Origin of the sequence: Microbacterium hydrothermale (genome assembly GCF_004854025.1) — a bacterium.
Classification (GTDB): domain Bacteria; phylum Actinomycetota; class Actinomycetes; order Actinomycetales; family Microbacteriaceae; genus Microbacterium; species Microbacterium hydrothermale.
This window is the reverse complement of sequence record NZ_STGM01000006.1, coordinates 25,492-38,725: the sequence shown is the minus strand read 5'-3', so window position 1 is coordinate 38,725 and position 13,234 is coordinate 25,492. Positions and strand designations below refer to the sequence as shown.

Here is a 13,234-nt window from a genome sequence, read left to right as displayed (position 1 = left end):
ACGGGGTGCTGCGCCTCTGGTGGCGTCGGATGCTGCATCGAACCCTCCCGGGACATCGTCGTTGCCGGATGAGAAGCTAGGTTGACAGCGCCCCGCCCCCGGAGGCGCTCCCGCAGCGCTTTGCGCTCTTTGATGCTCACGACCGCCGTGCACGAGGAGGTGCCGATGTCGACCGCCCGCCCCGAGCGTCCCCCCGTGCGCGTGCGTCTCGCCGTGCTCCTCGCCCTGCAGAGCGTCGTCGTCCTCGTGTGCGTGCTCGCCACGACGGTCGTGGCGATGTCGGTGCAGGAGCGCAGCATCCGCGCCGCGACCGAGGAACGGGTGCTCGACGTGGCGCGCAGCCTCGTCGAGCTCGACCAGGTGCAGAACGCCGTCCTGCTCGACACCGACCTCGCCACCGCGGACCTGCAGCCTCTCGCCGACGTCGTCGCCGCGGCATCCGGGGTCGACTACGTCGTGGTCACCGATGCCCGCGGCATCCGACTCACCCACCCGAATCCCGCCGAACGCGGACGGACGGTGTCGACAGATGCCACGGCCGTGCTGGCCGGCGAGACCTTCCTCGGGACCGAGACCGGCACCATCGGCCCCAGCCTGCGGGCCAAGGTGCCCGTGCGCGCGGGCGGCGACGTCGTCGGGACGGCGTCGGTGGGTGTGCTCGAGACGGAGATCTCGCGCAGCTTCGACGAAGCGGTGGGCGGGATGCTGCCCTGGGTGGCGGGCTCCATCGTGCTCGGCGTCGTGCTGAGCGGCCTGCTGACCGCCGCCCTGCGTCGGCGCGTGCGCAGGCTCGAGGCCGACGCCCGCGAGATGGAGACGCAGCGACGCATCGCGGGCGCGCTGCGCGATCAGACGCACGAGTTCCACACGCGCCTGCACGTCATCCGCGGCCTCGTCGCGGAGGGCGAGACGGGCGAGGCGATGACCTACATCGGAAGGCTCGCGCCCGTGGCATCCGGTCTCTCGATCGACGACCCCGCGCTGCGGTCGCTGCTCGAGGGGCTGTCGGCGGAGCACCCCGGCGTGCGCGTCGACCCGGCGAGCCTTGTCCCCCGCGGAGGCATCGACGACGACGTGCTGACGGTGGTCGGCAACCTCGTGCGCAACGCGGTCGAGGCCGCCGGAGCGGACGGGCGCGTGGAGGTGCTCGTGCTCGCGGGCGACGAGCGGCTCACCGTCGACGTGGCCGACGACGGACCCGGCGTCGCCCCCGCGGATCGGGCGCGCATCTTCGACCGCGGCGTGAGTTCGAAGGCCGCCGCGGGGCGGGGCGTGGGTCTCGACCTCGTGCGCCGGATCGCCGGAGCGCGCGGAGGCTCGGTCACGGTCGGCCGGTCGGCCGCGGGCGGAGCGCGTTTCACCGTCGAGCTTCCGTACGCGGGGGTGCCGTCGTGACCGGGGCCGCTCCCGGGGTCGAGTGTCCGGAACACCCGGAGAATTTCCCGAGGCGTCCGGATGCCGTGGACACTCGACGCGGCGGCCGGGGCGCGCGACGGCGGCGGAGCACGCCGGGACCGCGGCACGGGAGGCGCGGATGACCCCGGATGCCACGATCCGCACGATCATCGTCGACGACGACCCCGCCGTGGTGCGGCTGCACACCGCGTACCTCGAGGCACTGCCCGGGTTCCGGCTCGTGGGCACCGCGCGCACGGGGGCGGCGGGCGCGGCGCTCGCGGGCGGCAGCGACGTCGACCTCGTGCTGCTCGACATGAACCTCCCGGATTTCAGCGGTGTCGAGGTGCTGCACCGACTGCGCCTCGTGCGCGAGTGGGACGTCGACGTGCTCGTCATCAGCTCGGCGCGCGACACCCTCACCATCCGTCAGGCGGCGGCCGCGCACGTCGTCGGCTACCTCGCGAAACCGTTCACGCGCGAGGCCTTCGTGCGGCGTCTCGAGGAGTACCGGCGGGGTCGCGCGGACCGCCCCGCCGAGGTGCCCGTCAGCATGGGCCAGGGCGACATCGACCGACTGGTCGGTCCGGCGACCGCTCCGGTGCGCGCCGTCGCGGCATCCGAAGCCCTCCTCCCCAAGGGCCTCGCGGAATCCACCATGCACACCGTCCGCTCGGCGCTGCACCCCGTGACCCCGGCGAGCGCCCGCGACATCGCCACCGCCTCGGGCGCCTCCCGCGCGACGGTGCGTCGATATCTCGACGTGCTCGTCGCCCGCGGAGAGGTCGACGTCTCGCACCGCTTCGGCGCCCGCGGCCGCCCCGAGGTGCTGTACCGCCTGGCCGCGCGCTGAGCCACCGCGCGCCGCGCCGGCCCCACCGGCACCGCCTATCGCGCCGGCACGCCCGGTTAGCGCGCGGGCGGCGGGGCGGTCGTGCCGCGGGCGACGAGACGGGTCGGCAGCTCGATGTGCGTCTCGTCCAGGTGCTCCCCCGCCAGCAGCGCCCGCACCATGCGCACCGCCTCGGCGCCCAACCGCTTCATCGGCTGACGGACGGTGGTGAGGGCGGGCTGGGCGCGCGCCGCCTCGGGCACGTCGTCGAAGCCGACCACCGACAGGTCGTCGGGCACGCGCAGGCCGCGCTCGCCGGCCACCTCGACGATCGACAGGGCCGACAGGTCGTTCGCGGCGAACACCGCGGTGGGCGGGTCGGCGAGGGCGAGCATCGCGTGTGCGGCTTCGCGCGCGACGTCCTGCTCGTACCGCCCCACGCCCACGAGCGCCGGATCGAAGGGGATGCCGGCCGCCGCGAGCCCCGCGCGGTATCCCGAGGCGCGCGCCACCGCCGAGCGCAGGTCGGGGCGCCCCGCGATGAACCCGATGCGACGGTGGCCGAGCTGCGCGAGGTAGTGAACGGCCTGCTGGGCGCCGGTGTAGCTGTCGGATTCGACGGTGGGGACGTCTCCGCGCCCGGTGTGGGGGTCGATCGCGACGATCGGGACCTCGCTCGAGACGTTGACCACCGTGGGGGTGACGATGATCGCAGCGTCGATGAGGGTTCCGCTCAGCCGGCTGAGCGATCGCCGCTCCCACCCCTCGCCGTCGCGACGCGCGCCCGTGTAGGCGAGCAGGTCGTAGCCCGTATCGGACAGCGCCCCGGCCACGCCCTTGAGGATCTCGGCCGAGAACGGTTCGATATCGGCCACGAGCACGCCGATCACTCCCGTGCGCCGCGATCGCATGCTGCTGGCCACCAGGCTCGACTCGTAGCCGAGCGTCTTCACGGCATCGAGCACGCGTCCGACCGTCTCGGGAGAGACCCCGTACCGGCCGTTCACCGCCTTCGAGACCGTGGCCACCGACACCCCGGCCGCCGCGGCGACGTCGTGGATGGTCGCGCGCTTCATGGCATCCGACCCTAGCGTGGAAATCATTTTCGAAAACGTTTGACGACTCTCTTTTCGCGGGTGACACTTCTGACACCTCAGCGGGCCGCAGACCCCGGGGTGGTGAACGAACGGCACAGCAGCCGCAACCGACGCGTCGCCACGACGCACCTCGACGAAGAGAAACGGGACATCACATGAACACGCGCAAGATCCTTGCCGGAGCGGCCCTCGCCGTCGCCGGCACCCTGGCCCTCGGCGGCTGCGCCGCGGGCGGCGGCAGCGGTCAGAACGCCGACGGGAGCGTCACGCTGACCCTTTGGCACAACTCCACCACGGGCGACGGCAAGAAGTACTGGGAAGACACCGCCGCCGCGTTCGAGGCGGCCAACCCCGGCGTGACCATCGAGATCCAGGCCGTGCAGAACGAGGAGATGGACGGCAAGCTCCAGACCGCCCTCAACTCCGGCGACGCCCCCGACCTCTTCATGGCGCGCGGCGGCGGCAAGCTCGCCGACATCGTCACCGCGGGTCAGGCGATGGACCTCACCGACAAGATCTCGGCCGACGCCAAGACCGCCCTCGGCTCGTCGCTGTCGGCGTTCGAGATCGACGGCAAGAACTACGGGATGCCGGTGGCCGTGCTCCCCTCCGGAATCTTCACGTCGCAGGACCTGCTGACCGCCGCCGGGGTGACCTCGGCGCCGACCACGATCGACGAGCTCGAGGCCGCCAACGCCAAGATCAAGGCGACCGGCGTCGCCCCCATCGCCGTCGGCGCGAAGGACGCCTGGCCCGCCGCGCACTGGTACTACAACTTCGCCCTGCGCGCGTGCGCGAAGGACGTCCTCGACGCCGCCGCCGCGAGCCGCAGCTTCGACGACCCCTGCTGGCTGAAGGCGGGCGAGGACCTGCAGTCGTTCCTGGCGACGCAGCCGTTCAACGAGGGCTTCCTCACCACGGCCGCGCAGCAGGGCGCCGGCTCGTCGGCCGGTCTGCTGGCCAACCACCAGGCCGCGATGGAGCTCATGGGCGCGTGGGACCCGGGCGTGATCGCCTCGCTCACCCCCGACGAGCAGCCTCTCGCCGACCTCGGCTGGTTCCCCTTCCCCGAGGTGTCGGGCGGCGACGGCGAGCCGGGCGCGATGATGGGCGGCGTCGACGGCTACTCGTGCTGGGTCAACGCCCCCGCGCAGTGCACCGACTTCTTGAACTTCCTGGTGAACAAGGAGAACCAGGAGGCGTACGCCACGGCCTTCCAGACCCTGCCCGCCTCGTCCGAGGCGACGGATGCCGTGACCACCCCCGCGCTGAAGTCGGTGCTCGAGGCCTACTCGAAGGCGCCCTACGTCTCGGTGTGGCTCGACACCCTCTACGGCCAGAACGTCGGTAACGCGCTCAACGTCGCGGTCGTCGACATGTTCGCCGGCAAGGGGTCGCCGCAGGGCATCGTCGACGCCGTCAACGCGGCCGCCTCGCGCTGAGGATCCCCCGCATGACCACCCAGCTCGCCACCTCGGCGACCGACGCCGGGTCTCGCCGCCCGGTCGAGGAGGGCGCTCGCCGCGCCCCCTCGGCCGGGCGGCCGCCCGCGCGGCGGCGGCTCGAGTCCTGGCGCATCCGCGGCGAACTCGCGATCCTCCTGGGCCCCGCCCTGGTGGTGTTCGTGTCGTTCGTCATCCTGCCCGTCGCCCTGGCCGCCTACTACGGCTTCTACAAGTGGTCGGGCTTCGGCACCCCCACCGACTTCGTCGGCATCCGCAACTACGTCACGATCCTCACCGACCCGGCCTTCCACGAAGCCCTCGGCCACAACGCGTTCATCGTCGTCGGCTCCCTCGTGCTGCAGGGGCCGCTGGCCCTCGGCCTCGCGCTGCTGCTGAACCGCAAAATGCGCGCGCAGTCGCTCATCCGCGTGCTGATCTTCGTGCCCTACGTCATCTCCGAGGTCGTCGTCGGCCTCGGCTGGGGACTGATGCTGCAGTCGGGCGGCGCCCTCAACGGCGCCCTCGAGAAGATCGGTCTGGGCGCCCTCCGCGCCGACTGGATCTCCGACCCGGCGCTGGCGATCTGGACGCTGTTGATCATCATCACCTGGAAGTACATCGGCTTCGCCGTCATCCTCTTCCTCGCCGGACTCCAGGGCATCCCCGAGGAGCTCAGCGAGGCCGCCGCGATCGACGGCGCCTCGTACTGGCAGATCCAGCGGCACATCGTGCTGCCGCTCATGGGTCCGACCATCCGCATCTGGGCGTTCCTGTCGATCATCGGCTCGCTGCAGCTGTTCGACCTCGTCTGGATCATCTGGGGCCAGTACGTCGCCTCGACCGCGGGCACCTCGACCATGGCGACGTACATGGTCGCCAACGGCCGCAACGCGGGCAGCTTCGGCTACGGCAGCGCCGTGGCCGTGGTCATGTTCCTCATCTCGCTCGCCGTCGCGCTCGTCTACCAGCGGTTCGTGCTGCGACGCGACACGGCCGGAGCCCTGACCGGAGGCTCGAAATGACCGCCACCGCCACCCTCGTCACCCCGCGGGCCCCGCGTCGCGTCGCCGCGGGATCGAAGCGCTCGTCGTCGGTCGTCGTCGCCTTCGTCGCGCTGCTGCTCATCGGCATGATGCTGGCCCCGGTGATCTACATCATCCTCGGCGGCTTCCGCTCGAACGCCGAGATCACCGTCGACCCGGCCGGCTTCCCGACCGTGTGGAACTGGCAGAACTACGCCGACGTCCTCGGCAGCGGCGTCTTCTGGGGACAGGTCGGCAACTCCGCGATTGCCGCGGTGGCCACCACGGTGTTCGTCGTCGCCCTGGGCCTGATGGCCGCGTACGCGCTCTCGCGCTACCGCTTCCGGGGCCGCGGTGCGGTGTTCGCGCTGTTCACGGCGGGCCTGATGTTCCCGATGACCGTCGCCATCACGCCGCTGTACATCCTCGTGCGCAACCTCGGACTGATGAACTCCCTCGCCGGTGTCATCGTGCCGCAGATCGCGTTCGCGCTGCCCCTGACGATCATCATCCTGTCGCCGTTCCTCGCCGCGATCCCGAACGAGCTGCAGGAGGCCGCCTCGATCGACGGCCTCGGCCGCCTGGGGTTCTTCTGGCGCATGGTGCTGCCGCTCGCCGTCCCGGCGGTCGTGACGGTCGGCATCCTGGCCTTCGTCAACAGCTGGAACTCGTACATGCTGCCGCTGTTCATCCTCAACAACGAAGCCGCCTTCACGCTGCCGCTCGGAACCCAGGCGTTCGCGTCGCAGTACTCCGTCGACACCGCGCGCGTGCTCGCGTTCACCTCGCTGTCGATGATCCCCGCTCTGCTGTTCTTCAGCGTGTTCGAGCGTCGGATCGTCGGCGGCCTCACCGGCGCCGTGAAGGGCTGACCCGATCATGACCATCCATCACACCGACGTCGGCGCTGCCCTCGAGGCCGGCATCTCCCCGCGCGTGCGGGCCCTCGTCGCCGAGATGACCCTCGACGAGAAGCTCGCCCAGCTCGTGGGCTACTGGGTCGACCAGGGCGACGAGGTCGTCGCCCCGCTCTCGGGCGAGAAGGTCACCACCGCCGCCTACACGGATGCCACGGTGCACGGGCTCGGCCACCTCACGCGCGTGTACGGCACGCGGCCCGTCGACCCCGTCGAGCGCGCCGCGTGGCTGTGGGGCGAGCAGCGCCGCCTGCAGACCGAGACGCGGCTCGGCATCCCCGCGCTCGTGCACGAGGAGTGCCTCACGGGCTTCGCGGCGTGGAAGGCCGCGACCTTCCCGACGCCGTTGGCCTGGGGCGCCTCGTTCGACCCGGATGCCGTGGAGCTCATGGCATCCGCGATCGGCCGCTCGATGAGCGAACTCGGGGTGCACCAGGGCCTCGCCCCCGTGCTCGACGTCGTGCGCGACGCGCGGTGGGGCCGGGTCGACGAGTGCATCGCCGAGGATCCGTACGTGGTCGCGACGATCGGCACGGCGTACGTCCGGGGCCTGCAGGGCGCCGGCGTCCACGCGACGCTCAAGCACTTCGTGGGGTACTCCGCCTCGCGAGCCGGCCGTAATCACGCGCCCGTCTCGGCCGGTCAGCGCGAGCTGCAGGACGTCTTCCTGCCGCCGTTCGAGATGGCCGTGCGCGACGGCGGGGTGCGCAGCGTCATGAACTCGTACACCGAGATCGACGGCGTCCCCGTCGCCTCGTCGCGCGAGCTGCTCACCGACCTCCTCCGCCGCCGGTGGGGCTTCGACGGCACGGTCGTCTCCGACTACTTCGCGGTGGAGTTCCTCCGCTCGATGCACGGGATCGCCGACTCTCTCGGCGAAGCGGCGCAGCTCGCGCTGGAGGCCGGGATCGACGTCGAGCTGCCCGGGCCCGACGCCTATCCGCACCTGGCTGAGCGGGTGGCATCCGGGGATCTTCCCGAGGCCGTCGTCGACCGTGCGGTCGCGCGCGTGCTCGCCGAGAAGGAGGACCTCGGACTCCTGGATGCCGACTTCTCCGCGCCCCCGCAGAGCGTCGACCTCGACGACGCCGAGCATCGCGCGCTGGCGTACCGGCTCGCGCTCGAGAGCGCGGTGCTGCTGCGCAACGACGGCGTGCTGCCGCTGCGGGAGCCCGGACGGATCGCGGTGATCGGCCCGAACGCCGACAGCACCGACGCGCTCATGGGCTGCTACTCGTTCGCGAACCACGTGCTCGCGCATCACCCGGGGGTGCCGATGGGCTTCTCGCTGCCGACGGTGCGAGACGCCCTGACCGACCGGTTCGGTGAGGTGACGTACGCCCCCGGCTGCGCGGTCGAGGGTTCCGACACCGCCGGTTTCGCGGAGGCCGCAGCGGCCGCCCGCGACGCCGAGGTCGCGATCGTCGTCGTCGGCGACCGCGCGGGCCTGTTCGGACGCGGAACCGTCGGCGAGGGCAACGACGCCGACTCGCTCGAGCTCCCCGGTGTGCAGCGGCAGCTCGTCGAGGCGATCGTCGCCACCGGCACGCCCGTCGTGCTCGTGCTGCTGACCGGCCGCCCGTACGCCCTGGGGTGGGCGCTCGACGGCGACGACGCCCCCGCGGCGGTGCTGCAGGCGTTCTTCCCGGGAGAAGAGGGCGCTCCCGCGTTGGCGGCGCTCATCGCCGGGGATGCCGCTCCCTCGGGCCGCCTGCCGGTGTCGCTCCCCCGCTCGGCCGGCGCGCAGCCGTATTCGTACCTGCATCCGCTGCTCGGCGGGCCGTCGGGGGTGACCAGCACCGACCCGACGCCCGTGCGGCCGTTCGGGTTCGGGCTGTCGTACACCTCGTTCCGCCGCGAGGGTCTCGCGGTCGACGGGGTCGCGGCATCCGCGACGGCCGAGGTGCGCGCGGGCGACGCGTTCTGCGTCGCCGCGCGCGTGACCAACACCGGGGCGGTGCGCGGCGCCGACGTCGTGCAGGTCTACGCCCACCGCACGCGGGCCAGCGTCACGCGCCCCCTCGCCCAGCTCGTCGCGTACGCGCGGGTCGAGCTCGATCCGGGCGAGAGCGCCGAGGTGCGCTTCACCGTGCCCGCGTCGCGCCTCGCGTACAGCGATCGCGCGATGCGCCGGGTGGTCGAGCCGGGCGAGGTGGAGCTGCGGCTGGGACCGTCGTGCGCCGAGGTCGACGAGGCGGTGGCGCTGCGTCTGACGGGGGCGACGTACGAGGTGTCGGTCGACGACGCGCGCGTGGTCGACATGGAGGTACGGCGGGCGCCTTCGCCGTAGGTGGCCCCCCGGGGGGCGAAGCCCCTTCGAGTGTCCAGAACACCCGGACGACTTTCACGAGCGTCCGGGTGTTCCGGACGCTCACGCGCGCGGCGACCGCGCGGCGAAGGCGCGCTCCATCCGCGTTAGCGTGGACCCACGCCATCGCCCGAGGCCGCGAGAGGACCGGATGACGCTGCACGACGAGACCACGCCCCCGGATGCCGCTGCGCCCGTGCACCCCGTCTCCGGCGGCGCCGACGCGGGCTCGCACCTCGATCGCGTCGTCGGCAACCCGGCATCCCGCGTGTTCCCCGATCGCGACGACGCGCGCGCCGATCCCTGGTCGATCGACCTCGAGCGCATCCAGTTCTCGCCGTATTTTTCGCGCCTGTCGGCGGTGACGCAGGTCGTGTCGCCGTCGATCTCGGGCGCGCCGGTCCACAACCGGCTCACGCACACGCTCAAGGTCAGCGCGATCGCGCGCGTCGTCGCCCTGCAGCTCAACACGAGCTCGCGTCGGGCCGGCGAGGGCGACGTCTGCAACGCCACCGTCGTCGAGGCCGCGGCCTACGCGCACGACCTCGGCCACCCGCCGTTCGGGCATCTCGGCGAGTCGACGCTCAACCGCCTCGCGCGCGAGGAGCTCGGCCTCCCGGACGGGTTCGAGGGCAACGCGCAGACCTACCGCATCCTCGCCTCGCTCGACGTGGTCGAGAACGCCCCGCGCGGGCTCAATCTCACCGCCGCCGTGCGCGCCGCCTCGGCGAAGTACCCGTGGGCGCCGTCGGTCGCGGCCGCCGACATCGAGCGGGTCGGCCCGCCGCGCGGCATCCGTCGCTCCCCCGACGGGGCGTACCGGGTGCACAAGTACTCCGCGTACGACCTCGACCTCGCCGACCTCGACGACGCGCGTCAGGGGGTGGATGCCGAGCCCCTGCGGCAGAGCATCGAGGGCGCCGTGATGGACCTCGCCGACGACATCGCGTACTCGGTGCACGACGTCGACGACTTCTACCGCGCCGGCATCCTGGATCACGCGCCGATCGCGGCGGAATTCCGCGGCTGGCTCGACGACGTGCTCGAGTGGCGCGACCGCGACGACGCCGAGGTGCGTGCCGAGCTCGCACCGGGTGCCGGACTCGAACGCCTGCGCCGCAAGATGCGCCGCGACGACCCGTGGATCGCCGACGACGAGGCCTTCCTCGCCGCCGTCAGCGACGTGGATGCCGAGATGGTCACCGACCTGCTCGCCCGACCGTTCGACGGGTCGCTGACGGCCGAGCGCCGGCTCGCGGCCTTCACCGACCGCTGGATCCGCCGGTTCCAGGAGTCCGCACGCCTGCGTCCCCTCGACACGCCCCGCGCGGGACCGGTCGTGCTCTCGCCATGGGCCTGGCACCACGTCGAGGTACTGAAGTTCGTGCACAAGCGCTTCGTGCTCAGCCGCCCCGACCTGGCCATCCAGCAGCGCGGCATGAGCCGCATCCTCGCCCGGTCGGTGCGGGCCCTCGGCGAGTGGCTCGACGACGACCTCGACCGCGCCCGCACCCCGCGGCGCCTGCGGGAGCTCATCGCGCTCGCGCGCGAGCAGTACGCTCAGCTGCCCGCCGAACGGCGACCGTCGGATGCCGAGGCCGAGCGCCTCGCGCGATCCCGCGGAATCGTCGACTACGTGGCATCCCTCACCGATTCGCAGGCCTTCGCCCTGTCGGAGGCGATCTCGGGTCGCGCGGACCGGCTGTGGGCTCTGGGGCAGCGGCTGTGACGGAGACGGTGATCTTCGACGGTCCGATGCATGTGCATTACGGATTCATCTGGCTGCATCCGGAGGAGCGCTACGACGACTTTGTCTCGGGGCGTCCGTTCGCCGACCAGGTGAACGGACTCTGCGGCGCGGCGATTCCGGGGCTCCTGGATCTGCGGACCGGGCTGCACACCGGTTCGGTTCCCGTGCGCGTGGTGCTCGTCGACAGCGAACCCCCGCTCAACGATGCGGAGGACATCGTCGAGGTGTCCTTCCGTCCCGACCAGGCGGTGCTGTGGTTCGGGGGCTTCGAGGGCGGCGAGGAGATCACGCTGCCGCTCGGCACCTACCGGGCACGGTGGTCGGTCACGGCCATGGACGCCGGCCACGAGGTGGACACCGTCCTCGACGACGAGACCGCCCCCGACAGCTACGAGCTCTGCTTCTGGCCGGAGTCGGAGCTTCGCGCCGACAGAATCGTGCGCGTGGGCAGCAAGACCGCGGCGTACTGGCACCGCACGACCGCACCTGGCGACGCGGAGGGCTGAGCCGACGGGACGCGCGGCCTCGGCGCCGCGGAACGGACACCCCCATGTCCCGAAAATGGCCAGTCCAGCGCCCACCAACCCACCAAGAGTGGGACATGCACCGCCACAAGTGGGACACAGGCGCCCCCGCACACCGGATGCCAAGACCCCCATGTCCCAAAAATGGCCACTCCAGCGCCCCTCAACCCACCACAAATGGGACACGCACCGCCACAAGCGGGACGAGGGCGCACCGGATGCCGGAACCCCTCGCGCGGCGACCGCCGGCGCGCCCGCCCGCAACGCGGAAATGCCCCGGAACCGCCGCAGCCCACCGCTGCGGAGGTTCCGGGGCACGATCCGCGCGCCGGACGAACCGGCGCTGCGGCACGCGCCCCGAGAGAGCGAGGCGCGCGAGTGCCGCGTCGCCCCGGGGCAGTGCGGCTCCCGGGGCGACGGGTCTTACAGGCCCTGGGCCAGGCGGTAGTACGCCTGGTTCCAGCGCAGCTCGCTCTGGAAACCGCGGACCGTCGTGTCCTCGTCGATGACGACGAGCTCGGTCTTGGCGATCTCCGCGAAGTCGCGGAACACCTCGATGCCGACGGCCGTCGTCATGACGGTGTGGTGCGCGGCACCGGCGGCGAGCCAGCAGCCGGCCGAGGTGGCGAAGTCGGGGGCGGGCTTCCACACCGCGCGGCCGACGGGGAGCTTCGGCAGGTCGGGGGCGTCGACGTTCTCGACGACGTTGGCCACCAGGCGGAAGCGGTCGCGCATGTCGCTCATCGCGACGACGAGAGCGGGGCCCGCGTCGGCGGTGAAGACCAGGCGCACCGGGTCGTCCTTGCCGCCGATGCCGAGCTCGTGGATCTCGAGGCGCGGCTTCTTCGTGGTGAGCGAGGGCGAGACCTCGAGCATGTGAGCCCCGAGGATGCGCTCGTTGCCCGGGACGAGGTCGTAGGTGTAGTCCTCCATGAGCGAGGCGCCGCCGGGGAGGCCCGCACCCATGACGTTCGCGACGCGCACGAGGATCGCGGTCTTCCAGTCGCCCTCGGCGCCGAAGCCGTAGCCCTCCGCCATGAGGCGCTGCACCGCGAGACCCGGGAGCTGCTTCAGCGCGCCGAGGTCTTCGAACGAGGTGGTGAAGGCGCCGAAGCCGCCCTCCTCGAGGAACGAGCGCAGGCCCAGCTCGATCGCGGCGCCGTCGCGCAGCGACTGGTGGCGCGCCCCGCCGGGGAGCAGCTCGTCGACGACCTCGTAGCTGTCGACGTACTCCTGCACGAGCGCGTCGATGTCGGCATCCGAAGCCTTCTCGACGGCCTCGACGAGCTCGTTGACGCCCCACGTGTTGACCTGCACGCCGAAACGCAGCTCGGCCTCGGTCTTGTCGCCCTCGGTGACGGCGACGAAGCGCATGTTGTCGCCGAAGCGAGCGAGCTTGAGGGTGCGGGCGGCGGTCCAGCCGGCGGCGGCGCGCTCCCAGTCCTCGATCTGCTGGCGCACGGCGGGGTTCGACACGTGGCCGACGACCGTCTTGCGCGCGACGCCGAGGCGCGTCTGGATGTACCCGAACTCGCGGTCGCCGTGGGCGGCCTGGTTGAGGTTCATGAAGTCGAAGTCGATGTCGTTCCACGGCAGCTCGACGTTGGCCTGCGTGTGCAGGTGCAGCAGGGGCTTCTGCAGGGCGTCGAGGCCGGCGATCCACATCTTCGCGGGGCTGAAGGTGTGCATCCACGCGATCACGCCGATGACGTCGTCACGACCGTTGATCTCGAGGGCCATGCGGCGGATGCTGTCGGAGTCCTTCAGCACCGGCTTCCAGACGACCTTCACCGGGAGGCCGTTCAGACCCTCGACGACGGCCTGCGACTGCTCGGCGACCTGCTTCAGCGTCTCTTCGCCGTAGAGGTTCTGGCTGCCGGTGACGAACCAGACCTCGTAGCCGTCGAGGTCGTTCTTGAGCTTCGTGCGGGTCATGACTGTTCC

General features: G+C 71.9%; 10 protein-coding genes. 8 read left to right on the top strand and 2 right to left on the bottom strand.

Annotated elements, in window-relative coordinates:
* Nucleotides 1-165: 165 nt before the first annotated feature.
* Entirely contained in the window at nucleotides 166-1,395 is a 1,230-nt protein-coding gene (locus FB047_RS12215) for a sensor histidine kinase (protein ID WP_136587490.1), read from the top strand.
* A 139-nt stretch (nucleotides 1,396-1,534) separates the two neighbouring features.
* Nucleotides 1,535-2,248, top strand: a complete 714-nt coding sequence (locus tag FB047_RS12210) for a response regulator (protein ID WP_136587489.1) — start codon at nucleotides 1,535-1,537, stop codon at nucleotides 2,246-2,248.
* 56 nt (nucleotides 2,249-2,304) lie between these two features.
* On the opposite strand, the gene FB047_RS12205 is transcribed toward FB047_RS12210, so the two are convergent.
* Complete coding sequence (locus FB047_RS12205; protein WP_136587488.1) at nucleotides 2,305-3,303, bottom strand: LacI family DNA-binding transcriptional regulator; 999 nt, start codon at nucleotides 3,301-3,303, stop codon at nucleotides 2,305-2,307.
* 176 nt (nucleotides 3,304-3,479) lie between these two features.
* Between FB047_RS12205 and FB047_RS12200 the strand changes: the two genes are divergently transcribed.
* The 6 genes from FB047_RS12200 (at nucleotide 3,480) to FB047_RS12175 (ending at nucleotide 11,272) form a co-directional block, all read left to right on the top strand.
* Nucleotides 3,480-4,766, top strand: coding sequence for an extracellular solute-binding protein (locus tag FB047_RS12200; RefSeq protein WP_136587487.1), 1,287 nt, complete (start codon nucleotides 3,480-3,482; stop codon nucleotides 4,764-4,766).
* An 11-nt stretch (nucleotides 4,767-4,777) separates the two neighbouring features.
* Nucleotides 4,778-5,791 (top strand): carbohydrate ABC transporter permease, encoded by a 1,014-nt coding sequence (locus FB047_RS12195; RefSeq protein WP_136587486.1) that lies wholly within the window; start codon nucleotides 4,778-4,780, stop codon nucleotides 5,789-5,791.
* On the top strand, nucleotides 5,788-6,663 hold the full coding sequence (locus FB047_RS12190) for a carbohydrate ABC transporter permease (protein ID WP_136587485.1): 876 nt from the start codon (nucleotides 5,788-5,790) through the stop codon (nucleotides 6,661-6,663). The genes FB047_RS12195 and FB047_RS12190 overlap by 4 nt, the downstream gene beginning before the upstream one ends.
* A 7-nt stretch (nucleotides 6,664-6,670) precedes the next feature.
* Nucleotides 6,671-8,998, top strand: coding sequence for a beta-xylosidase/alpha-l-arabinosidase (locus FB047_RS12185; protein ID WP_136587484.1), 2,328 nt, complete (start codon nucleotides 6,671-6,673; stop codon nucleotides 8,996-8,998).
* A gap of 169 nt (nucleotides 8,999-9,167) precedes the next feature.
* The gene (locus FB047_RS12180; RefSeq protein WP_136587483.1) at nucleotides 9,168-10,745 is read left to right on the top strand and encodes a deoxyguanosinetriphosphate triphosphohydrolase family protein; all 1,578 of its coding nucleotides are present in this window, start codon (nucleotides 9,168-9,170) and stop codon (nucleotides 10,743-10,745) included.
* The gene (locus FB047_RS12175) at nucleotides 10,742-11,272 is read left to right on the top strand and encodes a hypothetical protein (protein WP_136587482.1); all 531 of its coding nucleotides are present in this window, start codon (nucleotides 10,742-10,744) and stop codon (nucleotides 11,270-11,272) included. Before FB047_RS12180 ends, FB047_RS12175 begins: the two co-directional genes overlap by 4 nt.
* Nucleotides 11,273-11,713: 441 nt before the next feature.
* On the opposite strand, the gene araA is transcribed toward FB047_RS12175, so the two are convergent.
* Entirely contained in the window at nucleotides 11,714-13,225 is a 1,512-nt protein-coding gene (gene araA / locus FB047_RS12170; RefSeq protein ID WP_136587481.1) for an L-arabinose isomerase, read from the bottom strand.
* Nucleotides 13,226-13,234 lie beyond the last annotated feature (9 nt).

Bases quoted from the DNA above. Each gene is read 5' to 3' on its own strand.
- FB047_RS12215 (WP_136587490.1), top strand. From the start codon at position 166: ATGTCGACCGCCCGCCCCGAGCGTCCCCCCGTGCGCGTGCGTCTCGCC.
- FB047_RS12210 (WP_136587489.1), top strand. From the start codon at position 1,535: ATGACCCCGGATGCCACGATCCGCACGATCATCGTCGACGACGACCCC.
- FB047_RS12205 (WP_136587488.1), bottom strand. From the start codon at position 3,303: ATGAAGCGCGCGACCATCCACGACGTCGCCGCGGCGGCCGGGGTGTCG.
- FB047_RS12200 (WP_136587487.1), top strand. From the start codon at position 3,480: ATGAACACGCGCAAGATCCTTGCCGGAGCGGCCCTCGCCGTCGCCGGC.
- FB047_RS12195 (WP_136587486.1), top strand. From the start codon at position 4,778: ATGACCACCCAGCTCGCCACCTCGGCGACCGACGCCGGGTCTCGCCGC.
- FB047_RS12190 (WP_136587485.1), top strand. From the start codon at position 5,788: ATGACCGCCACCGCCACCCTCGTCACCCCGCGGGCCCCGCGTCGCGTC.
- FB047_RS12185 (WP_136587484.1), top strand. From the start codon at position 6,671: ATGACCATCCATCACACCGACGTCGGCGCTGCCCTCGAGGCCGGCATC.
- FB047_RS12180 (WP_136587483.1), top strand. From the start codon at position 9,168: ATGACGCTGCACGACGAGACCACGCCCCCGGATGCCGCTGCGCCCGTG.
- araA (WP_136587481.1), bottom strand. From the start codon at position 13,225: ATGACCCGCACGAAGCTCAAGAACGACCTCGACGGCTACGAGGTCTGG.